Source organism: Curtobacterium sp. WHRI 8282, assembly GCF_040223925.2.
Taxonomy (GTDB): Bacteria; Actinomycetota; Actinomycetes; order Actinomycetales; family Microbacteriaceae; genus Curtobacterium; species Curtobacterium flaccumfaciens.
Map to the genome: position 1 here is coordinate 17,197 of NZ_JBEHCD020000001.1, position 20,523 is coordinate 37,719.

Sequence of the window (20,523 nt, forward strand, 5' to 3'; positions counted from 1 at the left end):
CTCTGCGGCCAGCCGGGTACCGCCAGGTACCGCCAGGTACCGCCAGGTACCGCCAGGTACCGCCCGCGCTACGCTCGTCCCGATGCGCGCAACCGTGCGGGACGTGGCCGCCCTCGCCGGGGTGTCCCCGAAGACCGTCTCCAACGTCGTCAACGGCGGCGTGGTCGTGCGCCCGGAAACCCGGGAACGCGTCGAGCGTGCGGTCGCCGAGCTCGACTACGTACCGAACCTGTCCGCGCGTGGCCTGCGGAACGGCCGCTCCGGAGCCATCGCGCTGACACTGCCGGAGATGGGCAGCGCCTACTCCGCCGAACTCGCGCAGTCCTTCGTGGAACTCGCCCGCGAACGCGGCTGGGTCGTGCAGCTCGAGCAGACGGGCAACGACCCGGCCCGCGAACGCGAACTGGTCTCCCGTGCCCGCGCACACCTGGTGGACGGGCTGATCCTCAACCCGGTGTCGCTCAGCGCGAGCGTCCTGGCCTCGACCGAGGGACTGCCGCCGACCGTCGTCATCGGCGAGGTCGAGCCCGAGCACGTCGACCAGGTGCACGTCGACAGCCGTGCGGCGGCCGAGCAGGTCACCGAACACCTCATCGCCCACGGGCACCGGCGCATCGCGATCGTCGGGGCGTCGCCCGAGGGTGCGGCGACGGCGACCAGCGAGCTCCGCGAACGCGGGTACGCCGCCGCGATCGCCGCCGCCGGCATCACGCCCGACCCGTCGCTCCGTGTCCCGCTGCCGGCGTGGACCACGAGTTCCGCGGCGACGACCTTCGCGGCCTGGCTCGACGAGCACCCCCTGCCCGACGCCGTCTTCGCGTTCACCGACTCGATCGCGTTCGGGGTGCTGCACGTGCTCGCCGCCCGCGGTGTCCGGGTGCCGGACCAGGTCAGCGTCATCGGGTTCGACGACGTCGACGGCGCCGCGTACGCGATCCCGTCGCTCAGCACGGTGTCGTTCGACCGTCGGGCGTTCGCAACGGCTGCGCTCGACCTGCTGACCCGTCGGATCGCGGACCGCGGGGCAGCGCCGGAGACCGTCGTCGTGCCGCACCGGATCGTCGAGCGCGCGAGCGTCGCCGACCGCCCGCGCTGACGCCGCCGCGGACGCCGCCGTCGCCGCCGCCGTTTCGCGCTGACCGACACCTCACGCCGTCGTGCGCCCGTGACGTGTCGCTCAGCGCGAAAGACCGCCGGACCCGGAGCCGGCGCCGGACCCGGAGCCGGAGCCGCCGCCGCCCCCACCCGGGTCCGCCGCCGCCAGCACCGCCGACCGCGTCCGCGCATCGCCGAGGATCCGGAAGTGCCCACCCACCGGCAGCCGCACGTTCGTCGCGCCCTGGAGCTCGCTGCCCTCGGGGATGAGCGTGTCGAACACCCCGTACACCGAGGTGATCCGCGCGTTCGCGTCGAGTTCCCGTGCCAGCCCCGCCAGCACCGGGTCGGCCGCCCGGAACGCCCGCAGGTGCGGCACCGGCGCGAGCCGCGCGTAGACCGAGCCCGCGAAGGGCGTCGACACCGCGACCATCCGGTCGATCCGCTCGTGCTGGTCGAGCTGCGTCATCGCGTACTTGCCGATCAGCCCGCCCTTGCTGTGTGCGAGCACGAGCACGTTCCGCAGGTCCTGTTCCTCCAGGGTCGCGATCACCTCGCGCGCCGAGTCGGGCACGGGCCGCAGGTTGTGCCGCAGGACGGGCAGCACGTGCACCGGGTGCCCCCGGTCGTGGAGCGCGTCCATCAGCGGCCGCATGAAGTGCCAGGTCTCGTAGACGCCGGGCACCACGACGACGGGCTGCCCGGCGCCGGTCCGGTAGTCGTCCGCGGTGGTCGGGCCGAGGCTCCGGACCTGCCACCTGGCGGCGTACCCCCAGTCGAGTGCGGCCCACCACGCGCGTCGCACCAGCGGGACACGGCCTGGAGGCCCGGATCGCGCCGTCCGCGCCGCCTCCGTCCCCGACGTGACCGGCCGGGTCATCGCAGTCCCTCCAGGCGCTCGGCGTTGCGGAACGTCTCGAGGAGGCGCGCGAAGGCGTCCGGCTGCCGTTCCTGCACGTGGTGCGGGCCGGCCAGTTCCACGAAGGTGCCGTTCGGCGCAGCGGCCGCGACCCGCGCCGACCAATCGTGGCGCGCGATCGGGTCCTGGGTGCCGCGGACGACGAGGACGGGCTGCGTCACCTCGGTGATCGTCTGCTCGGTCGGGTAGCGGAGCATCGGTCCGAGCTCTCGCGTGTACTGCCGCATGCTCCGCAGGTAGTCGGTGACCAGGACGCCGTTCATCCGGACCCCCTCGACGAACCCGTCGCGGCCCAGGTCGAGCGCCTGCAGCGGGAGCGATCGCCGCTCGGAGTCGATCACCGGACCGACGAGCACGATCGCCGCGACGGTCTCCGGGTGGTGCCGGGCGGACTCGACCACGACCTGGGCACCCATCGACTGCCCGACGAGCACCAGGTCGCCGTCGACCAGGTGGCGGACCGCCCGAACGACGACGTCGCCGAGCTCCTCGATCGACAGCCGCCGACCGGCCGCGGGCAGCCAGCCGAACCCCGGCAGGTCGACGCTGACCGTGCGGTGCTCGACGGCGACGGCGCGCTGCGACCGAGCGAAGGACCGGTGCGACATCCCGATGCCGTGGACGAACACGACGGTGGGGTCGGTGTCGTCGCGGACCGGTTGCCGCGACGCCATCGCGTGCAGGCGCACGGGCAACCCGTCGATCCGGACGGTCTCCACAGCAGCGCGCACGAGCCGAGGCTACGCGGCGGTTCGCAGCACCGGGTCAGCCTCGTCATCGGCTGCACACAGCCGCGCCGTGTGCACTCCTGACATGAGCGACACCACTCCCACCAACGGCCACGAACCGGACGGCTCCGACCCGGCGAACCGGGCGACGACGCCGACCGGCTGGGGCGCCGCCCCGACCCCGGCGTCGACCTCCACGCTCGACGCCCCCGCGCCGCAACAGCAGCAGCAGCAGCAGCAGCCGTACCGCGCGGACGCCGGCGCCACGACCCCGGGCGCCTGGGACTCCACCGCCCCGAACGGCACCACCCCCTGGTACGGAGCCGCAGCCGGCGCCGCGAGCCCGACCGACCGCCGCAGCGCAGGCCCGAAGCCCCCGTGGTTCTGGCCGCTCCTCGCCGCGATCGTCGGGCTCGCCGCGCTGCTCGTCGGCGGAGGCGTCGGGTTCGCCATCGGCCACGCGATCGGCGCGGACCGGACGCAGTCGACGACGCAGGTGCCCGGCACGAACCGGTTCCCGGGCAACGGCACCGGCCAGGCCCCCGGGTACGGCACCGGGAGCTGAACGGCGGGTACGATCCGTCCCATGCGGAAGACCACTGCCGGTCTGTTCACGTCGGTCGACGGCGTCGTGCAGGACCCCTACGAGTTCCAGTACGACAGCTTCGACGACGAGCTCGGTGCAGCAATGGGTGCCTTCATGGCCCGGACCGACACCGTGCTGCTCGGCCGGAACAGCTACCTGGAGTGGTCCGAGTGGTGGCCAGCCCACCCGGAGGACCCCTTCGGCCAGTGGATCAACCCGATCGAGAAGCACGTGGCCTCCACCACGCTCGGCGACGACCTGACCTGGCAGAACAGCACGAGGATCCCGGGCGACGTCCCCGCGTTCGTGCGCGATCTGCAGCAGCGCGAGGGGGCGGACATCGCCGTGTGCGGCAGTGTCACGCTCGTCCGCAGCCTGCTGTTCGCCGGGGTCCTCGACGAACTGCAGCTCATGATCCACCCGGCGATCGCCGGCCGTGGCCGGCGACTGTTCGAACCGACCGATCCGCCCACGCGCCTGCGTCTGGTCGACAGCACCGTGACGAGCAAGGGGAACGTGCTGAACACCTACGGTCGGTTCGACGCCTGACGGACGCACCACGGGCCTCCCGGCCCCACCCGTCATGCGCCCCGGCAAACCGCGCGTACCCTCGATGGTGACCATCCGCACCCGAGGAACACCGGAGCAAGCATGACCCAGGACACCCGCCCGCACGTCGTCATCGTCGGCGGTGGATTCGCCGGTGTGGCCGCCATGCGCGAGCTCGCCGATGCGCCGGTCCGGGTGACCCTGGTCGACCGCCACGTCTACAACATGTTCCAGCCCCTGATGTACCAGGTGGCGACGGGCGGCCTGAACGCCGGCGACGTGACGTACTTCCTGCGCTCGCTCCGGGCCCGCCAGTCGAACGCCGAGTTCCGTCACGGCCTGCTCACCGGCATCCGCACCGACGAGCGCATCGCCGAGATGTCCGACGGCGAGCACCTGCACTACGACTACCTGATCCTCGCCAACGGCGTGAACACGAGCTACTTCGGCACCCCCGGTGCGTACGAGTACGCGTACTCGATGTACTCCCGCTCGCAGGCACTCCGCATCCGCGACGAGCTGTTCACCCGGCTGGAAGAAGCGGCGGCCAACCAGGGCCCCGACGAGATCCGCATCGTGATCGTCGGTGGCGGTGCGACCGGCGTCGAGATGGCCGGCGCGCTCGCCGAGCTCCGCGACCAGGCGCTCGTCGGCGCGTACCCGGAGATCGAACGCGGCAACATCTCGATCACCCTCGTGCACCGCAGCGGCGAGCTGCTCAAGCCGTTCGCCCCGCGCCTGCGCCGGTACGCCGCGAAGGTGCTGCGCAAGCGCGGTGTCGTGCTGCGGCTGAACACCGGCGTCTCCGAGGTCAAGCGCGACGGCGTGATGACCGCGGACGGCGAGTTCATCCCCGCGTCGCAGGTGATCTGGGCGACCGGCGTGGCCGCCCACAAGGAGGTCTCCGGCTGGGGCCTGCCGCAGACCCACGGTGGCCGCATCCAGGTGAACGACGACCTGAGCGTGAAGGGCGCCGAGCGGATCTTCTCCGCCGGCGACATCGCGGCGCAGGACGACGCCCTCGCCCAGCTCGCCCAGCCCGCGCTGCAGGGCGGACGGCACTCGGCGCGGCAGATCGTGCGCCTGCTCGAGGGCAAGGCCACCGAGCGCTTCAAGTACTTCGACAAGGGCACCATGGCGACGATCGGCACGAACGCCGCGGTCGCCCAGCTGCGCGGCGGGATCACGATGGTCGGCCCGATCGCCTGGCTGGCCTGGGTGTTCGTGCACATCACGAGCCTGCTCGGCGCCGGCAACCGGATGTCGACCCTGACGCACTTCTTCGTCCGCTACGTGTGGTTCATGCGGAAGCGCTCGATCCCGATCGTCGGCGACGTGCGTCCGGTGCGCCCGAACGGCGACCGCGAGCCGGACCCCTGGCAGCTGCAGAAGGCCGAGTAGCCGCGCGCGTTTCCACTTGGTGAGCAGGAACGGTCGGGTCCGCACGTCGGACCCGACCGTTCCTGCTCACGGTGTGCGTGCGGTGGACGCGGGGCGCGACGGCCTGGAGGCGCGGTGCGGGCCGGTCACGGGCCTCCCGGCCGGCGCGTGGTGCGCGGGGCTGGCGCCGACGCGTGGCCGGGACAGTGGGGCCGGCCGACGCGGAACGACGATGTCGCTGTCGTGCGACAGCGACATGGTCGCTGCGCGCGCTTCGCAACATTGCGCGCGTGCAACGAACGACGATGTCGCTGTCGTGCGACGTCGACACTGTCGTTCGACGTCAGCCCTGACGAGCCTGGTGCACCCCGCTCGTTGAGACTCCTCTTACCCGCGAGGAGGACCCTGGTCGGCGAAACGCAACCGAGCAGCGCGGGGAGGGACCATGGCGACGACCACGCTGACCCACGCGCCGACGCAGGCGCAGCCACAGCACCGCACGGCCACCCCGGCGCACTCCGAGGCCGGGTCGGCGAAGGCTCCACCACCTCCGCTGACGCACCGCGCACCCGCGCTCGACGGACTCCGGACCCTCGCCATCCTGGTCGTCGTCCTGTACCACCTGCACGTGCCGCAGTTCGAGGGCGGCTTCATCGGCGTGACCGTGTTCTTCGTGCTGTCGGGCTTCCTCATCACGACGCTGCTGCTCGGCGAACGGCGTCGCACCGGGCGGGTGCGCCTCGGCTCGTTCTGGGTGAAGCGGCTGCTCCGCCTCTACCCGGCACTGCTCGCGCTCGTCGTCGTCGGGCTGCTGCTCTGGAACTGGGTCGGTGACTACAAGGGCGCCTCGCTGTCGTCCGGCGAAGCGGCGTTCATCGCGCTGACCTACACGGGCAACCTGTTCCGCGCCTTCTGGGACACCTCGCAGGGCGTCTTCGCGCACACGTGGAGCCTGTCGATGGAGGAGCAGTTCTACCTGGTCTGGCCGCCGGTGCTGGTCCTGCTCGCCGCGCTCCGGGTCCGCCGTCGCTGGCTCCTGGCGGGGCTCGGGATCCTGGTCGTCGGAGCGTCGGCGGCGTCGTGGGCGAGCTACCGCAGCCCGAGCGGCGGTGCCACGCCCGACGTCTACTTCTCGCCCGTGCTCGGGGTCGTGCCGCTCGCGATCGGCTGCGCGCTGGCCCTGGTGCTCGACGACGAACGGGTGCGCGTGCGGGCCGCCGGCGTCCTCGGGCACGTGGCGACCTGGCTCGGTCTCGTGCTGCTGGTCGGGGTGCTGCTCCGGATCGACGACGACTGGACGCAGCACGCGTCGACGTTCGGCATCGTGCTGCCGCTGACCGGGCTGATCGCGGCGGTGACGATCGGCGGGCTGGTCTCGGTCCGCTCCCCCGTGTCCGCCGCCCTGGCCTGGACGCCGGTGTCGTGGTTCGGCCGCCGCGTCTCGTACTCGGCGTACCTCTGGCACCCGCTGGTGATCGCGCTGCTCGGCACCTTCGCGATCGGCCCCTGGGGCACGGTCGGCCTGGTCGGCGCGGTGGTGATCGTGTCGATCGGCGCCGCCTACGCCGTCGAGGTCCCCGTCGAGCGCTTCCGCGCACGGGTCCGAGCGGGTCGCAGTGCGGCAGCCCACGCCGCGCCGGCGACCACGCCCGCGCCCGCGCAGCGCATCGAGTGAGCAGAAGACGTCGAGTACGGCCCCCTGACCCGACGCCTTCTGCTCACTGAACGCGGCGGCGAACGGTCACCGTAGGCTCGCGGACGTGCCCATCGAACGCGTCGACGTCCTCGTCGTCGGCGGCGGCCCCGTCGGACTGTTCCTGGCGGCACTCCTCGCGGTGCGGGGCGTCGACGTCCGGGTGTGGGAACGCCGGGCCGAGCCGCCGACCGGTTCGCGCGCCATCGGCATCCACCCACCGTCCCTCGACGCGTTCGCCGCGATCGGCCTGGACACCGCGGTGCTCGCCGAGGCGTCGCTGGTGCACGCCGGCGTGGCCCGCAGCCGAGGCCGGACCCTCGGCACCCTGCGCTTCGACCGCGCGTCGCCGACCCACCCGTACGTGGCCACCCTCGACCAGCACCGCACCGAGTCCCTGCTCCGGGACCGGCTCCGGGCCAGCGCACCGAACGCCCTGCGGACCGGCACCACCCTGACCGCCCTGTCCCGGCACACCGACCACGTCGACGCCACCGGGACCGGACCGGACGGCGGCACCGTGACGGTCCGTGCCGCCTTCGTCGTCGGGGCCGACGGTGCCCGGAGCGCCGTCCGTGACCTGCTCGGCATCGGCACGACCGGGCGCGAGTACCCGGAACGCTACGTGATGGGTGACTTCGCCGATCCCGAGGCCCCGTCGGCTCGGTCCTCCGCGCTGGTCGACGTCGGCCCGGACGGCGTCGTCGAGTCCTTCCCGCTGCCGGGTGCGCGGCGCCGGTACGTCGCCCTGGTGCCGGACGACGACGCGTTCGCCTCGGCCGAGGGCAGCTGGACGGGCACGCCGGACCCCGCGGTCGTCACACGCCTGGCCGCACTCGTCGCGGCGCGCACCGGCGTCGTGCCGGACCCCGCGAGCTGCTCGATGACCAGCGGCTTCCGGGTGCGCCGCCGCACCGCCGACCGCGTGGGCGTCGGCCGAGCTGTGCTCGTCGGGGATGCCGCCCACGAGATCAGCCCGATCGGCGGGCAGGGCATGAACCTCGGGTGGCTCGACGCCGCCGAGCTGGCGCCCCTGCTGGTGGGTGCGGTCCGCACCGGCATCGCCGGTCCGTGGCCGGGCTACGCCGCCCGCCGCCAGGCGGCCGCCCGACGCGCGGCCCGGCAGGCCGAGGTGAACATGGCACTGGGCCGTCCGCTCGGCCCCGTCACGGCGACCGGCCGGGAGGCGCTGCTCCGGACCGCCCTGTCCCTGCCGACCGCGCACGGCCTGGCCCGGCTCTACGCGATGCGCTGGGCCTGACGGCTCGCGTCCGGCCCGCAGCGCGCAGTCGTGCAGACGCGCGCCTGCGCAGAGGCGCAGCGTGCTCCGCGTCGTCAGGCGACGAGTCGCGCGCCCGCGAAGCCGAGCTCGATCACGAGCACGAGGGAGGACGCGATGACCAGCCGGAACAGGGTGCGTGATGCGCGCCCCGCGAGCACCAACCGGACGCCGACGACGGCGAGCACGGCCACCACGACGGCACCGAGGACCGCGAGCACGACGCCGAGACCCCGGACGGGGTCGTCGCCGAGCACCTGTCCGCCGAGCACCAGCGCGGCCGCGACGACGAGCGAGGCGAACGCGACGATCCCCGCACCGCGGAGCCCGAACCGGTGCGGGAAGCCCCGGACCCCGGTCGCGGCGTCGTCGACCAGGTCGGGCAGCACGTTGGTGCAGTGGATCGCGATGCCGAAGACGGCCCCCGTGGCGATCGCCCACCACGCCGGCCACTGCCCCTCGGGCCCGGCCGCGACGGCCACCACGGGCAGCAGTCCGAAGGCGACGACGAACGGCGCCACCGACCACACCGAACGCTTCAGGCCGGCGTCGTAGGCCCACCCCGCGGCGACCAGCACGAGGTGCGCGAGGGCGGCGACCGGCCCCAGGAACAGCGAGAGCACCACGGCGATCCCGGCGGTGACGTACGCGGCGGCACGGACGGTGCCGACGGCGATGAGTCCGCGGGCCACGGGCTTGTCGCTCCGTCCGACGGCTCGGTCGCGGTCCGCGTCGATCCAGTCGTTCGCGAGCCCGATGGACAGCTGCCCGGCGACGACCGTCAGCGCCACCAGCACCACGAGCCACACGGGGTGTCCCACGGCTGCGGCGATCACCGCGGCGAGGACGGTCACGGTGACCGTGGGGCCGGGGTGCGACGACGCGAACAGCAGGCGCGCGGTCGACGGGGTACGGCTGGCGGTCACCCGGTCAGCGTACGGATCGCGCCTGCACGGTCGTGGCAGGGGTCACGGGACGACCGTCACCTCGACGCCGAACCGGTCGACGAGCTCGCGCTTGAGCACCTTGCCGCTCGGACCGAGCGGCAGCGCCTCGAGGACGTGCACCACCCGCGGGTACTTGTACGCGGCGATCTCAGCGGCGACGAAGTCGACCAGGACCTGCGGCTCGACGGACGCGCCGGCGTGCAGGACCACCGCGGCCTCGACCTCCTGCCCGTGCACGGCGTGCGGCACGCCGAAGACCGCGGCCATCGCGACGTCGGGGTGGGTGGCGAGCACTTCCTCGACCTGCCGCGGGTACACGTTGTAGCCGTTGCGGATGATCATGTCCTTGGTGCGGTCGACGATCGTCAGGTACCCGTCGTCGTCCTTCGTGCCGAGGTCACCGGTGCGGAACCACCCGTCGACGATGGCCTCGGCGGTGTCCTCGGGCCGGTCGAGGTACCCGTTCATCAGGTTGTGGCCGCGGATCACGAGCTCGCCGATCTCGCCGTGCGGCAGCATGACGATCGCGTCGCGGACCTCGGGGTCGGCGATCTCGACGTCGATGCCCCACACCGCTGTGCCGATGGTGCCGGGGCGCGGCGGTTGCCCGACGTGGTTGAAGGTGGCGACCGGCGAGGTCTCGGTCAGCCCGTACCCCTCGTGGATCGGCGCGTCGAAGACCTGCTGGAACCGCTCGAGCACCGCGAGCGGCAGCGAGGCCCCGCCGGAGATCGCGTACCGGAGCGTCGGACGGGCCTCGGACCGGGTCGCGGCGTCGAGCAGCGCCATGTACATCGTCGGGACGCCCATGAAGATGCCGCAGCCGTGCTCGACCATCGCGGCGAGCGCCGTGTCACCGTCGAACTTCGGCAGCATGACGAGCGTCGCGCCGGTCCGGAACCCGGTGTTCATCGTGCAGGTCTGCCCGAACGTGTGGAACAGCGGCAGGGCGCCGAGCAGGACGTCCCCGCGGTGCATGTCGAACGTCGTCATCAGGTTGGTGTTGACCTGTTCGAGCAGCGAGAAGTGCGACCCTTCGGCACCCTTGGGCTGGCCGGTGGTGCCGCTCGTGTACAGGATCGTGGCGGTGTCGAACGGGTGCCGCGGCACGTAGGTGTCGAGCGGTTCGCTCTGCGCGGCCAGGGCCTCGAGCCGGTCCGGGCCGGCCGCGGACCCGTCGTCGGTCGTCGCCGGTGCGAGCACGGTCACGACGTCGACCCCGGCGAGCTCGGCTCCGGCGGCGCCCTCGCCGAGCAGCGGGGCGGCACAGACGAGCAGCGTCGCGCCGCTGTCGCGCAGGACGTACTCGATCTCGCGGCGCTTCAGCAGCGCGTGCACGGGCACGGCCACCGCGCCGAGGGCGAGCGTGGCGTAATAGACGCGGGGGAAGTCCGCGACGTTCGGCACGAGCATCGCCACCTTCGACCCCTCGGTCACGCCCCGCGCGCGGAGCGCCCCGGCGTAGGCCAGGGTCTGTGCCCACAGCTCGGCGTAGGTCGTGCGGACGTCGCCCACGATGACGGCGACGTCGTCCGGGTAGCGTGCCGCCGACTCGGCGAGGATGGCTGCGACCGACGCGGTCGCGCGGGTGGTGTGGGTGTCGTGCATGCCGGTCTCCGTCTTCGTCGACGACCTCGTCGTCGTCACCGCCGATCCTACGGCTCGACCCGGCGGACCGGTCAGGCAGGCTCGACCCGGCGGACCGGTCAGGCAGGCTCGACCCGGCGGACCGGTCAGGCGGCGGACGCCGCAGGTTCCCGCCGACGGAGGAGCACCCCGGACGCCAGGGCGATCCCGAGCAGGACGACGAGTCCGCCGACGGGCTCGTTCCACCGCACCCGCTCCCCCAGCACGAGCACACCGAGCGCCACCCCGACCACCGGCGTCAGGTACGTGACGGTGGAGGCGCGGCCGGCGCCCCACGCCTGCACGAGCCGGGTGTTCCAGGCGTAGGCCAGCCCCGTGCCGACGCAACCGAGCGCGATCATCGCGGCCACGATCCTCCCGTCCAGCTGTACCGGACCGGTCGCGATGACGGGCGCGACCAGCAGGAGCATCCCGGAGGCCAGCGTCAGCTGGACCGTCGCCAGCGTGACGGGGTCGTACGCGCTCGCCACGGCCACCCGGCGCAGGTAGGCGAGCCCGATGCCGTAGGACGCCGTCATGCCGAGCAGCGCGACCTGCCCCGGCACGCTCGCCAGGACCTCCGGGTCGGTCAGGACGTCCCACGGGCCGACCAGCACGAGCACCCCGACGATGCCGAGCACGATCCCGAGCACCTGCCGTCCGCACAGCCGTTCGGACGGCACGAGCACCGCGAGCGCGGCCAGCGTCATGATCGGCGTCGTCGCGTTGTAGATGCTCGCGAGCCCGGAGGGCACCGTCTGCTCGGCCCACGCCATCAGTGACGACGGCACCGCGTTGAGGAACACCGCGACGACCGCCAGGTGCGCCCAGGTCCGTGGTTCCCGGGGCCACCGGCGACGGGTCGCGAGGAGCACCACGACGAGCGTCACCCCACCGAGCACGGTCCGCACGGTGGCGACCTGCTGCGGGGCGAGTCCGTCGAGTCCGATCTTCGCGAAGAGGAAGCTCGAGCCCCAGGTCAGTGCGACGAGGGCGTAGAGGAGGGCGTTCACGTGGCCTAGTGTCGGACCAGCGAGTGACATGCGGCAAACGCATGGGGCTCATGCCGACATGAGGAGGACGCATGACCGTCTCGGTCCAGCAACTGCGCGCGTTCGTCGCCACGCTCGACGCCGGGTCCTTCACCGCGGCGGCCGCCGCGCTGGGCGTCGGGCAGTCCGCGGTGTCCCACGCCGTCGCCGGGCTCGAACGCGAGGTCGGTGGCCCCGTGGTGCGCCGCGGCACGGTCGCCGCCGCCACACCGCTGGGCGACCGCCTGCTGGCCCACGCCCGCAGCGTGCTCGCCTCGGTCGAAGCCCTGGAGGCGGTGGTCCGGCCCGCCACGGCGCGCGGCACCGTGCGCCTCGCCGCCGTCCCCACCGTCTGCCAGGGCCTGCTGCCGCGGCTCCGGGAGCTGTGGGCGGTGACCCTGCCGGACGTCGACGTGCAGGTCTACGAGGGCGACGACGACGAGATGCCGGAGTGGCTCGAGGCGGGCACCGTCGACGCCGCCGTGCTCGTCGACCCGTCGCCGGCACCAGCGGGTGGCGTGGTCGTGGCGCGGGACGAGATGGCCGCCGTGATCCGCCGCGACCACCCCCTCGCCGAACTGCCCGCACTCACCCTCGACGATCTGCACGAGGACGGCCTGGTGGCGGGCGGCGGCGGCTGCGAGTACCAGATCCAGAAGCTGCACGAGCTCGACGGCCGCCCGTTCCGGTACGCCCACCGGGTGCGGGAGATGAGCACGATGTTCGGGATGATCCAGCGGGGCGAGGGCGTGTCGATCGTGCCGACCCTGGGCCGCGGGATGCTGCCGCCCGACCTCGTGATGATCCCGATGGCCCGGCGGCTCGAACGGACCCTGGTGCTGAGCGGGCCGTCGTCCCGAGCGTGGCACCCGTTGGCGCGGGCCCTGGTCGACGCGGTCTGAGACGGACGGTCCCCTGGTCAGGCAGCTCCGGCAGCTCCGACCTTCGGCGGATCCGCTCGTCCCGACGGCTCCCTAGGCTCGGGGCATGACCTCGACCGCGCTCCCCGCCGTGCCGCTCGGGCAGCGTGTGTGGTCCCAGACCTGGCGGGTCGCCGTCGCGGCCCTGACCGGGCTGCTCACCGCGGGGCTCGTGTGGCCGTCGACGGACACCCGCGGGTGGAGCGACCTGCACGTCGGCGCACTGATCCTCGGCGATGTGGGAGCCGGCCTGATCGCCCTCGTCCTCCTGCCGTTCCGGCACCGGGCACCGCTGGTGATCACCGTCGTCATCGGTGCCCTCAGCTCGGTGTCGACACTGGCCGTCGGCGCAGCCGGACTCTCCCTCGTGTCACTCGCCACCCGGCGTCGAGCCGTGGAACTCGCCGTCGCCGGCGCGGTGCTGCTCGGCGCCACACTGCTCTACGACGTCGTCCTGGCACCCCCCGTGGATGACATGCCGCTCTGGCAGATCATGCTCGTGGGCCTCGTCGGCATCGCCCTGCTCGTCGCGATCGGCATCGGGATCGGACAGCGCCGGGCGCTCCTGCTGTCCCTGCGCGAGCGCGCGGCCCTGCTCGAACGCGACCAACAGCTGCGCGAGGACCGTGCCCGCGAGCAGGAGCGCGCCCACATCGCCCGCGAGATGCACGACGTCCTCGGCCACCGGCTGTCCCTGGTCGCGCTGCACGCCGGTGCGCTCGAGTACCGCGGTCCGGGGCTCACCCCCGACGAGACCGCCGCGGCGGCCGGGGTCGTGCGGGCCGAGGCGCACTCCGCGCTCACCGACCTGCGCGACGTCCTCGGGGTGTTGCGCGACCCCGCGGCGAACGGCGGCGACGAGGTGACCGGCACCGCGCCTCCGCAGCCGACGCTCGTCGACCTGCCCGGCCTGCTCGACCAGGCGCGTTCCGGCGGTGCGACCGTCCGCGCGCGCGTCGACACCGACAGCGCGGCGGTACCGACGGCCGTGGGGCGACACGCCTACCGGATCGTGCAGGAGTCGCTGACGAACGCCCGCAGGCACGCCCCCGGAGAGCTCGTCGACGTCGTCGTCGAGACCGTCCCCGGCCCGGCGATCCGAGTGGTGGTCTCGAACACGCTGGCCGCCGGACCTGCGCCCGCGGACGCCTCCGGGCACACCGCCGGGCACGGCCTGCGCGGGCTCGCCGAACGCGCCCGTCTCGTCGGTGGGAGCTTCCGCGCCGGCAGCGACGACGGGCGCGTGCACGTGGTCGAGGCGGTGCTGCCGTGGACCCCGTGACCGCTCCCGTCCGCGTCGTCCTGGTCGACGACGACCAGCTCGTGCGCGTCGGGCTCCGCATGCTGCTCAGCGGCGACGACGGGCTGGTGGTGGTGGGCGAAGCGGGCGACGGGCTCGAGGCCGAGGGCGTCATCGCGTCGACCGCGCCCGACGTCGTGCTCATGGACATCCGGATGCCCCGGTGCGACGGACTCGTCGCCACCGGACGCGAACTGCGCCGACGACCCGACCTGGCCGTCCTGGTGCTGACGACCTTCGAGGGCGACGACCTCGTGCTCGGAGCGCTGCAGGCCGGCGCCCGTGGGTTCCTGCTGAAGGACACCCCGCCGCACGAACTCGTGCAGGCCGTGCGGACCGTCGCGGCCGGGCGCTCGATCCTGTCCCCGTCCGTGCTCGACCGGGTCATCGCGTTCGCGGCCGGGCCCCGCTCGGGCCAGACGGCCGCTGGCCGGGGCGGCGGACCGGCCGGGCCTGGGGTCGGCACCGCTCCGGACGGAGCCGAGGAGCGCCGGCTGCTCGCCCTGCTGACCGAGCGGGAGCGGGAGGTCGCGCTCGCCGTGGCGAACGGGGCGTCCAACGCGCAGATCGCCGCCGACCTGTACGTGGGCCTGGCCACCGTGAAGACGCACGTCGGGCACGTGTACGAGAAGTTCGGCGTCGAGAACCGGGTGCAGCTCGCACTCGTCGTGCACGCGGCCCGGCGGGGAGAGCCGAGCGCGTGACCGGGTCGCCGGGTGACCGGGCGATCGGGTCGCCGGGTGACCGGGCGATCGGGTGATCGGGTGACCGTCGGCTGAACGGTCGACGGTTCCCCCTCGGCAGGATGGACCGATGGCCGAGACGCACGTGAAGACCTTCACCACCGCGGACGAAGCGGCAGCCGAAGCCGCCGGACTCGCCTGGCTCGCCGAGGCCGAGGACACCGGAGGCACCCGCATCGCCCGCGTGCTCGGGCGTCCGGGCCCGACCGTGCTCGACCTCGAGCTGATCTCCGACGGCGCCCCCACCGCCGCCCAGGCGGAGCGGTTCGGCCGCTCCCTCGCGCACACGCACGCCGCCGGTGCCGACCACTGGGGTGCGCCGCCCTCCGGATGGACCCGCGGTGCTGCGCTGCGGATGGGCCGCTCCCGCACGCCGTTCGTCGCGGCCGGGCAGGCACCGGCGACCTGGGGCGAGTTCTTCGCCGAGTACCGCATCCGCGACTTCGTCCGGCGCATCGTCGACGCCGGCGGGTTCGACCACGCCGAGGCCGCGGTCTTCGAACGGGTCGCCTCGCGCGTGCAGGACGGCACGCTCGGGTCGCCGCAGCCCGCGCTCGTCGGGGACCGACCCGCTCGCCTGCACGGTGACCTGTGGGCCGGCAACGTCCTCTGGCCGACGGACTCGTCCGAACCGACCGGCGCCGTGCTCATCGACCCGATCGCCCACGGCGGGCACGCGGAGACCGACCTGGCACTGCTCGGGCTGTTCGGGCTCCCCCGGCTCGAGACGGTGCTCGCCGCCTACGACCGGGCGTCACGGCTGGCCGACGGCTGGCAGGAGCGCGTCGAGCTCCACCAGCTCGCGCCGCTGCTGCTGCACGTGTTCCTGTTCGGCGGCTCGTACACCGGCGCCGCACTCCGAGCAGCCCAGCGGTACGCCTGACCCCTCTCACCGTGCGAGGGGCGCCGCACGAACGGTGCGAGGTTCCACACTCCGTGCGACCCCGCGTGCCTCGCACCGAGTGCGGAACCTCGCACCACGGCAGACCGCACCCTCGCACCGTGTGAGGGGGCGCACCGAGCGTCCTTAGCCCGCACATAGCCGGCGCAGTGCAGCAGTCGGGGAACGCCCCGGATGCTCATCGACATGACCACGTACCCGATACCCGTGACCGACCGACGCGACCCCGCGCGCAGTGCCGCCCGGGATCGGCGCCGCCCGCCCCTCGCCCGGCTGTTCCTCGGCGAGCGCGAGGACGCCCGCTGGCTCCGACCGGCGTTCTGGGCGCTCCTGGCCGTGACCGCCGTGGTGTACCTGTGGGACCTCAGCGTCTCCGGGTACGCCAACAGCTTCTACGCGGCCGCCGTGCAGGCCGGCACGAAGTCGTGGGAGGCGTTCTTCTTCGGCTCCCTCGACTCGTCGAACTTCATCACGGTCGACAAACCGCCCGCCTCGCTATGGGTGATGGTGCTGTCGGCCCGACTGTTCGGCTTCTCGAGCTTCAGCCTGCTGCTCCCCCAGGCACTGATGGCCGTTGTTTCCGTCGCCCTGGTCTGGGGCACGGTCCGCCGCACCCTGGCCCGACTCGGCGCCACCACCGCGAACGTCGGTGCCCTGCTCGCGGGCTTCGTCGTCGCAGCGACCCCGGCAGCGGCGCTGATGTTCCGCTTCGACAACCCGGACGCCCTGCTCGTCCTGCTCATGACCGCCGGGGCGTACTGCACGGTGCGGGCGCTGCCGAGGGGCAGCTGGAAGTGGATCGCGCTCGCCGGGGTCGCCCTCGGCTTCGCGTTCCTGACGAAGATGCTGCAGGGCCTGCTCGTCCTGCCCGCCTTCGGCCTCGTCTACCTGTTCGCCGCCCGCACCGGATGGGGCCGGCGTGTGGTCGGTCTGCTCGTCGCCGCCGGCTCCCTCGTGGTGGCCGCCGGCTGGTGGGTCGTCGCCGTGTGGCTCTGGCCCGCCGAGTCCCGTCCGTACATCGGCGGCTCGACGAACAACACCGTCCTCGACCTGGTGTTCGGCTACAACGGCCTCGGCCGGATCTTCGGGGGCTCGGGCAACGGCGGCGGAGGCGGCGGCATGACCGGCGGCACCGCTGGAGGCTCGTTCGGCGGCTCGACGGGCCTGAACCGCCTGTTCTCGTCCGAGATGGGGCTCGAGATCTCGTGGCTCCTGCCTGCGGCGCTCATCGCCCTGGTCGTCGGGCTGGTCGTCGTCGGCCGTCGGCACCTGGCCGATCCCGCACGCGCCGGGCTGGTCCTGTGGGGCGGCTGGCTCCTGGTCACCGGCCTCGTGTTCTCGTACATGTCCGGCACGATCCACCCGTACTACACGGTCGCCCTCGCCCCGGCCATCGCCGGACTCGTCGGCACCGGTGGCGCCCTGCTCTGGCACGGACGAGCCCGGTTCGTCGGCCGCCTCGGCCTCGCTGCGATGATCGGCGTGACGGCGTTCTGGGGCTGGTGCCTCCTCAACGAGAACCCGACCTGGCTGCCGTGGCTGCGCTGGGTGATGCTCGCCGGGGGGCTGCTGTCCGCGGCTCTGATCGTCATCGGCAGCGTGCCGTCGCTGCGCAGGCTCGTCACGGTCGGTGTCCTCGCCGGCACCCTGTTCGGGCTGTCCGGCACCACCGCCTACGCCCTCGCCACGACGACCGTCGCGCACTCCGGTTCGATCCCGAGCGTCGGTCCGGCGGGCAGCAGCTCCGGCGGGACGGGCGGCGGCGGCACCGGTGGCTTCCCGGGAGGCACGGGCGGACCGGGTGGGTCGGCCTCCGGCTCCGACGACGGCGGCTCCGACAGCACGTCGGACACCCAGCAGGGTCCCGGCGGGACCCCGCCGGAGGGCGCGTCCGGCGAGGCGCCGGAGATGCCCGGCACGGCACCGGGCAGTGGCCAGGACGGCACGGACGACGCGACCTCCGAGGACGGGTCGGGGACGGGCCTCCAGGCCGGGGGTGGTGGTGAGGGCGCGTCGACCTCGTCCGCCCTGCAGGAGCTGCTCGAGGCATCCGACGCGAAGTGGGCGGCCGCGGTGAACGGATCGCAGTCGGCCGCCCAGCTCGAACTCGACACCGACACCGCCGTGATGGCGATCGGCGGCTGGTCGAGCGACCCGGCACCGACGCTCGCGCAGTTCAAGGCGTACGTCGCCGACGGCGACATCGGGTACTACGTGTCGTCCGGCTCCGGCGGTGGCATGGGCGGCGGCTCGTCGACCGCGTCGGCGATCCAGGAGTGGGTCGCGGCGAACTACGAGTCGACGACCGTCGGCGGCCAGACCGTCTACGACCTGAGCAGCACGGAGTGACCGGCGACGAGGGCGCGGTGGATAGGCTCCGGGACATGCCCGGCACCCCGCTGCAGCGCACCGACGGCTCCCCCGTCCGCGCCCTCGTCGTCGACGACGAGCACGCCCTGGCCGAGGCCGTCGCCCTGGCGTTCGAGGTCGACGGCTGGGCCGTGCGGTCCGTGCACCGCGGGCGCGACGTGCTGTTCGCGGCCCGGGAGTTCCAGCCCGACGTGATCGTGCTCGACGTGATGCTGCCGGACATCGACGGGTTCGAGGTGCTCGAACGGCTCCGCGACGCCCGCGACGGCGTGCGGGTGCTGTTCCTCACCGCACGCGACGCCCCCGAGGACCGGCTCGCCGGGCTGACCGGCGGCGGCGACGACTACCTGACCAAGCCCTTCGGCATCGAGGAGTTGCTCGTCCGTGCCCGGATCCTGGCGCGCACCTCGACCCGGGTCGCCGCGGCCGGGGCGAGCGCCGAGGTCGTGGTCGGGGACCTCCGGCTCGACGAGGACGCCCGCTCGGTCAGCCGTGCCGGGGACCCGATCGAGCTCACGCCGACCGAGTACGAGCTGCTGCGGCACCTGGCCCGGAACGCCAACCGGGTGCTGTCCCGCGAGCAGCTGCTGGCGAGCGTCTGGGGCATGGACTTCGGCACGTCGTCGAACCTGGTGGACATGTACGTGTCGTACCTGCGGAAGAAGCTCGACGTCGGACGTGAGCCGATGCTGCAGACCGTCCGTGGGGCGGGGTACGTGCTCCGGCCGGCCACGTGAGCCGCCCCGGGCGCACCGGGCGTGTGCCGTCGTTGCGCTGGCGGATCGTGGCGGCCGTGGCCCTGCTGCTCGTGGCGACGAACGTCGTCGTGGGGGCGGTGACCGTCGTCGCGTTCCGGGGGTACCTGGTCGACCGGCTCGACGCGGAGCTGTCGACGGCGGCGATGCGGACCGTCGGCGGACGGGACGGGGCGGAACCGCCGCCGGGGGCTTCCGGGCCGCCGCCGGGGTCATCCTCGTCCTCGTCTTCGTCTTCGTCTTCGTCTTCGTCTTCGTCTTCGTCTTCGTCGGACGATCTACCGGATCCCGACAACGCCTTCATCGGTGCGCCGGGGCAGTCTGCGGGCACGGTCATCGTCATCGTCCGTGACGGCGACGTGGTGCTCGGTGGCTACACCGACGGGGACGGTGACCAGCGCCGCCTGACCGCGGCGCAGCAGCGGACGCTCGCAGCGGTCCAGACCGGCCGTGACCCCGTGACGGTCGAACTCGGCGCACTCGGCGACTACCGGGTGCAGGCGGTCGGCGACGACGGCGACGTGTTCGTCACCGCGCTCCCCCTCGGTGACCTCGACGCCGCGATCGCCCGACTGCTGCTCGTCATCGGGGTCGTCACGGTGCTCGGGCTCGCCGCCGCCGCGTGGGCCCTCACGGTGCTCGTCCGCCGATCGCTCCGGCCGCTCGAACGGGTCGCCGCGGTGGCGTCCGGTGTGACCGCACTCGACCTGGAACGCGGCGACCCGGACATCCCCGTCCGCGTCTCCGACTCCGACCTGCGCGCGAACCGCGAGGTCGCGCAGGTCGGCAACGCGCTGAACCGGCTGCTCGGTCACGTCGCCCGGGCGCTCACTGTCCGTCGCGACGCCGAGGCCGGCATGCGGACGTTCGTCGCCGACGCCTCGCACGAGCTGCGGACGCCGATCGCGACCGTCCGGGCGTACGCCGAGCTGTCGGAGCGGACCTCCGACCTGGACACCGTGCACCGCAACGTCGACCGGATCGGACGCGAGGCCGTCCGGATGGGCGACCTCGTCGACGAGCTGCTGCTGCTCGCACGGCTCGACGCCTCGGCCCTGGCGTCGGGGGCGCCGGCCGCGCAGGTCGTCCGCGAGCCGGTCGACCTGACGTCGCTCGTGGTCGAGGCCACCATGGACGCCCGCGCGACGGCGCCGGACCACCGGTGGACGCTGCAGATCGTGGACGACCAGCCGGTGCTCGTGGCCGGTGACGAGGTGCAGCTCCGACGGGTGGTCACGAACCTGTTGACCAACGCCCGGACGCACACGCCGCCCGGGACTGCCGTCGTGGTGTCGTTGCAGTCGGTGCCCGGGTCGGGGTCGGCGTCCGCGTCCGCGCCTGCGTCGGGGTCTGCGTCTGCGTCTGCGTCTGCGTCTGCGTCTGCGTCTGCGTCTGATGGTGCCGTCGTCCGCTTCGTCGTGGCGAACGACGGGCCGCCGATCCCCGCCGAGTCCCTGCCGACGCTGTTCGACCGGTTCACCCGGGGCGAGGCCTCGCGCTCACGGGAGCACGGCACGAGCGGACTCGGGCTGGCGATCGTGCGGGCCGTGGTCGTGGCGCACGGCGGCGCGGTGCGGGTCGCGTCCGAGCCCGGGCGGACCGCGTTCACCGTGGACCTGCCGGCATCGGCCGACGGCGGGTCGACGGGGGTCACTGCGGGCGCTGGGGAAGCTTCGTGAGCAGAAGACGTCGGGTGCCGCG

18 protein-coding genes are annotated in these 20,523 nt (G+C 73.5%); 13 read left to right on the forward strand and 5 right to left on the reverse strand.

Features of this window, described 5'->3' with window-relative positions:
* Nucleotides 1-82 precede the first annotated feature (82 nt).
* Nucleotides 83-1,096 (forward strand): LacI family DNA-binding transcriptional regulator, encoded by a 1,014-nt coding sequence (locus tag ABRP24_RS00075; RefSeq protein WP_111058031.1) that lies wholly within the window; start codon nucleotides 83-85, stop codon nucleotides 1,094-1,096.
* 81 nt (nucleotides 1,097-1,177) lie between these two features.
* Here the strand turns inward: ABRP24_RS00075 and ABRP24_RS00080 are convergent, their stop codons facing one another.
* Nucleotides 1,178-1,900 (reverse strand): alpha/beta hydrolase, encoded by a 723-nt coding sequence (locus ABRP24_RS00080; RefSeq protein ID WP_301599925.1) that lies wholly within the window; start codon nucleotides 1,898-1,900, stop codon nucleotides 1,178-1,180.
* A 71-nt stretch (nucleotides 1,901-1,971) separates the two neighbouring features.
* The gene (locus ABRP24_RS00085; RefSeq protein WP_176709312.1) at nucleotides 1,972-2,745 is read right to left on the reverse strand and encodes an alpha/beta fold hydrolase; all 774 of its coding nucleotides are present in this window, start codon (nucleotides 2,743-2,745) and stop codon (nucleotides 1,972-1,974) included.
* Between the two features lie 82 nt (nucleotides 2,746-2,827).
* On the opposite strand from ABRP24_RS00085, the gene ABRP24_RS00090 reads away from it, so the two are divergent.
* From ABRP24_RS00090 to ABRP24_RS00110, 5 genes are all read left to right on the forward strand, one after another.
* Nucleotides 2,828-3,307: a hypothetical protein gene (locus ABRP24_RS00090; protein ID WP_301599926.1), complete on the forward strand. Its 480-nt coding sequence runs from the start codon at nucleotides 2,828-2,830 to the stop codon at nucleotides 3,305-3,307.
* Nucleotides 3,308-3,328: 21 nt separating this feature from the next.
* Entirely contained in the window at nucleotides 3,329-3,877 is a 549-nt protein-coding gene (locus ABRP24_RS00095; protein ID WP_111038318.1) for a dihydrofolate reductase family protein, read from the forward strand.
* 102 nt (nucleotides 3,878-3,979) lie between these two features.
* Entirely contained in the window at nucleotides 3,980-5,278 is a 1,299-nt protein-coding gene (locus tag ABRP24_RS00100) for an NAD(P)/FAD-dependent oxidoreductase (RefSeq protein ID WP_111032782.1), read from the forward strand.
* A 424-nt stretch (nucleotides 5,279-5,702) separates the two neighbouring features.
* Nucleotides 5,703-6,932, forward strand: coding sequence for an acyltransferase (locus ABRP24_RS00105; protein WP_301599927.1), 1,230 nt, complete (start codon nucleotides 5,703-5,705; stop codon nucleotides 6,930-6,932).
* Nucleotides 6,933-7,017: 85 nt separating this feature from the next.
* Entirely contained in the window at nucleotides 7,018-8,211 is a 1,194-nt protein-coding gene (locus ABRP24_RS00110; protein ID WP_349849689.1) for an NAD(P)/FAD-dependent oxidoreductase, read from the forward strand.
* 74 nt (nucleotides 8,212-8,285) lie between these two features.
* Here the strand turns inward: ABRP24_RS00110 and ABRP24_RS00115 are convergent, their stop codons facing one another.
* From ABRP24_RS00115 to ABRP24_RS00125, 3 genes are all read right to left on the reverse strand, one after another.
* Nucleotides 8,286-9,155, reverse strand: coding sequence for a UbiA family prenyltransferase (locus ABRP24_RS00115; protein ID WP_349849687.1), 870 nt, complete (start codon nucleotides 9,153-9,155; stop codon nucleotides 8,286-8,288).
* A 42-nt stretch (nucleotides 9,156-9,197) separates the two neighbouring features.
* Entirely contained in the window at nucleotides 9,198-10,784 is a 1,587-nt protein-coding gene (locus ABRP24_RS00120) for a long-chain fatty acid--CoA ligase (protein WP_301599949.1), read from the reverse strand.
* Nucleotides 10,785-10,909: 125 nt separating this feature from the next.
* A complete protein-coding gene (locus tag ABRP24_RS00125) occupies nucleotides 10,910-11,815 on the reverse strand; it encodes a DMT family transporter (RefSeq protein ID WP_301599930.1) in 906 nt (301 codons plus the stop codon).
* 71 nt (nucleotides 11,816-11,886) lie between these two features.
* On the opposite strand from ABRP24_RS00125, the gene ABRP24_RS00130 reads away from it, so the two are divergent.
* The 7 genes from ABRP24_RS00130 (at nucleotide 11,887) to ABRP24_RS00160 (ending at nucleotide 20,501) form a co-directional block, all read left to right on the forward strand.
* Nucleotides 11,887-12,735 (forward strand): LysR family transcriptional regulator, encoded by an 849-nt coding sequence (locus tag ABRP24_RS00130; RefSeq protein WP_111047283.1) that lies wholly within the window; start codon nucleotides 11,887-11,889, stop codon nucleotides 12,733-12,735.
* Nucleotides 12,736-12,820: 85 nt separating this feature from the next.
* Nucleotides 12,821-14,035 carry a histidine kinase gene (locus ABRP24_RS00135; protein ID WP_301599931.1) on the forward strand — a complete coding sequence of 405 codons (1,215 nt, stop codon included), beginning with the start codon at nucleotides 12,821-12,823 and terminating at the stop codon, nucleotides 14,033-14,035.
* Nucleotides 14,023-14,757 carry a response regulator transcription factor gene (locus tag ABRP24_RS00140; RefSeq protein WP_301599932.1) on the forward strand — a complete coding sequence of 245 codons (735 nt, stop codon included), beginning with the start codon at nucleotides 14,023-14,025 and terminating at the stop codon, nucleotides 14,755-14,757. The genes ABRP24_RS00135 and ABRP24_RS00140 overlap by 13 nt, the downstream gene beginning before the upstream one ends.
* 109 nt (nucleotides 14,758-14,866) lie before the next feature.
* Nucleotides 14,867-15,679: a fructosamine kinase family protein gene (locus tag ABRP24_RS00145; RefSeq protein ID WP_301599933.1), complete on the forward strand. Its 813-nt coding sequence runs from the start codon at nucleotides 14,867-14,869 to the stop codon at nucleotides 15,677-15,679.
* A gap of 204 nt (nucleotides 15,680-15,883) precedes the next feature.
* Nucleotides 15,884-18,046 (forward strand): glycosyltransferase family 39 protein, encoded by a 2,163-nt coding sequence (locus tag ABRP24_RS00150; RefSeq protein ID WP_302475579.1) that lies wholly within the window; start codon nucleotides 15,884-15,886, stop codon nucleotides 18,044-18,046.
* A gap of 35 nt (nucleotides 18,047-18,081) precedes the next feature.
* The gene (locus tag ABRP24_RS00155) at nucleotides 18,082-18,804 is read left to right on the forward strand and encodes a response regulator transcription factor (protein ID WP_302475580.1); all 723 of its coding nucleotides are present in this window, start codon (nucleotides 18,082-18,084) and stop codon (nucleotides 18,802-18,804) included.
* Complete coding sequence (locus ABRP24_RS00160; protein ID WP_349849682.1) at nucleotides 18,801-20,501, forward strand: HAMP domain-containing sensor histidine kinase; 1,701 nt, start codon at nucleotides 18,801-18,803, stop codon at nucleotides 20,499-20,501. Before ABRP24_RS00155 ends, ABRP24_RS00160 begins: the two co-directional genes overlap by 4 nt.
* Nucleotides 20,502-20,523: the final 22 nt, after the last annotated feature.

What these genes read in the sequence shown, in the direction of transcription:
- ABRP24_RS00075 (WP_111058031.1), top strand. Translation starts at nt 83, where the DNA reads ATGCGCGCAACCGTGCGGGACGTGGCCGCCCTCGCCGGGGTGTCCCCG.
- ABRP24_RS00090 (WP_301599926.1), top strand. Translation starts at nt 2,828, where the DNA reads ATGAGCGACACCACTCCCACCAACGGCCACGAACCGGACGGCTCCGAC.
- ABRP24_RS00095 (WP_111038318.1), top strand. Translation starts at nt 3,329, where the DNA reads ATGCGGAAGACCACTGCCGGTCTGTTCACGTCGGTCGACGGCGTCGTG.
- ABRP24_RS00100 (WP_111032782.1), top strand. Translation starts at nt 3,980, where the DNA reads ATGACCCAGGACACCCGCCCGCACGTCGTCATCGTCGGCGGTGGATTC.
- ABRP24_RS00105 (WP_301599927.1), top strand. Translation starts at nt 5,703, where the DNA reads ATGGCGACGACCACGCTGACCCACGCGCCGACGCAGGCGCAGCCACAG.
- ABRP24_RS00120 (WP_301599949.1), bottom strand. Translation starts at nt 10,784, where the DNA reads ATGCACGACACCCACACCACCCGCGCGACCGCGTCGGTCGCAGCCATC.
- ABRP24_RS00130 (WP_111047283.1), top strand. Translation starts at nt 11,887, where the DNA reads ATGACCGTCTCGGTCCAGCAACTGCGCGCGTTCGTCGCCACGCTCGAC.
- ABRP24_RS00135 (WP_301599931.1), top strand. Translation starts at nt 12,821, where the DNA reads ATGACCTCGACCGCGCTCCCCGCCGTGCCGCTCGGGCAGCGTGTGTGG.
- ABRP24_RS00145 (WP_301599933.1), top strand. Translation starts at nt 14,867, where the DNA reads ATGGCCGAGACGCACGTGAAGACCTTCACCACCGCGGACGAAGCGGCA.
- ABRP24_RS00150 (WP_302475579.1), top strand. Translation starts at nt 15,884, where the DNA reads ATGACCACGTACCCGATACCCGTGACCGACCGACGCGACCCCGCGCGC.
- ABRP24_RS00155 (WP_302475580.1), top strand. Translation starts at nt 18,082, where the DNA reads ATGCCCGGCACCCCGCTGCAGCGCACCGACGGCTCCCCCGTCCGCGCC.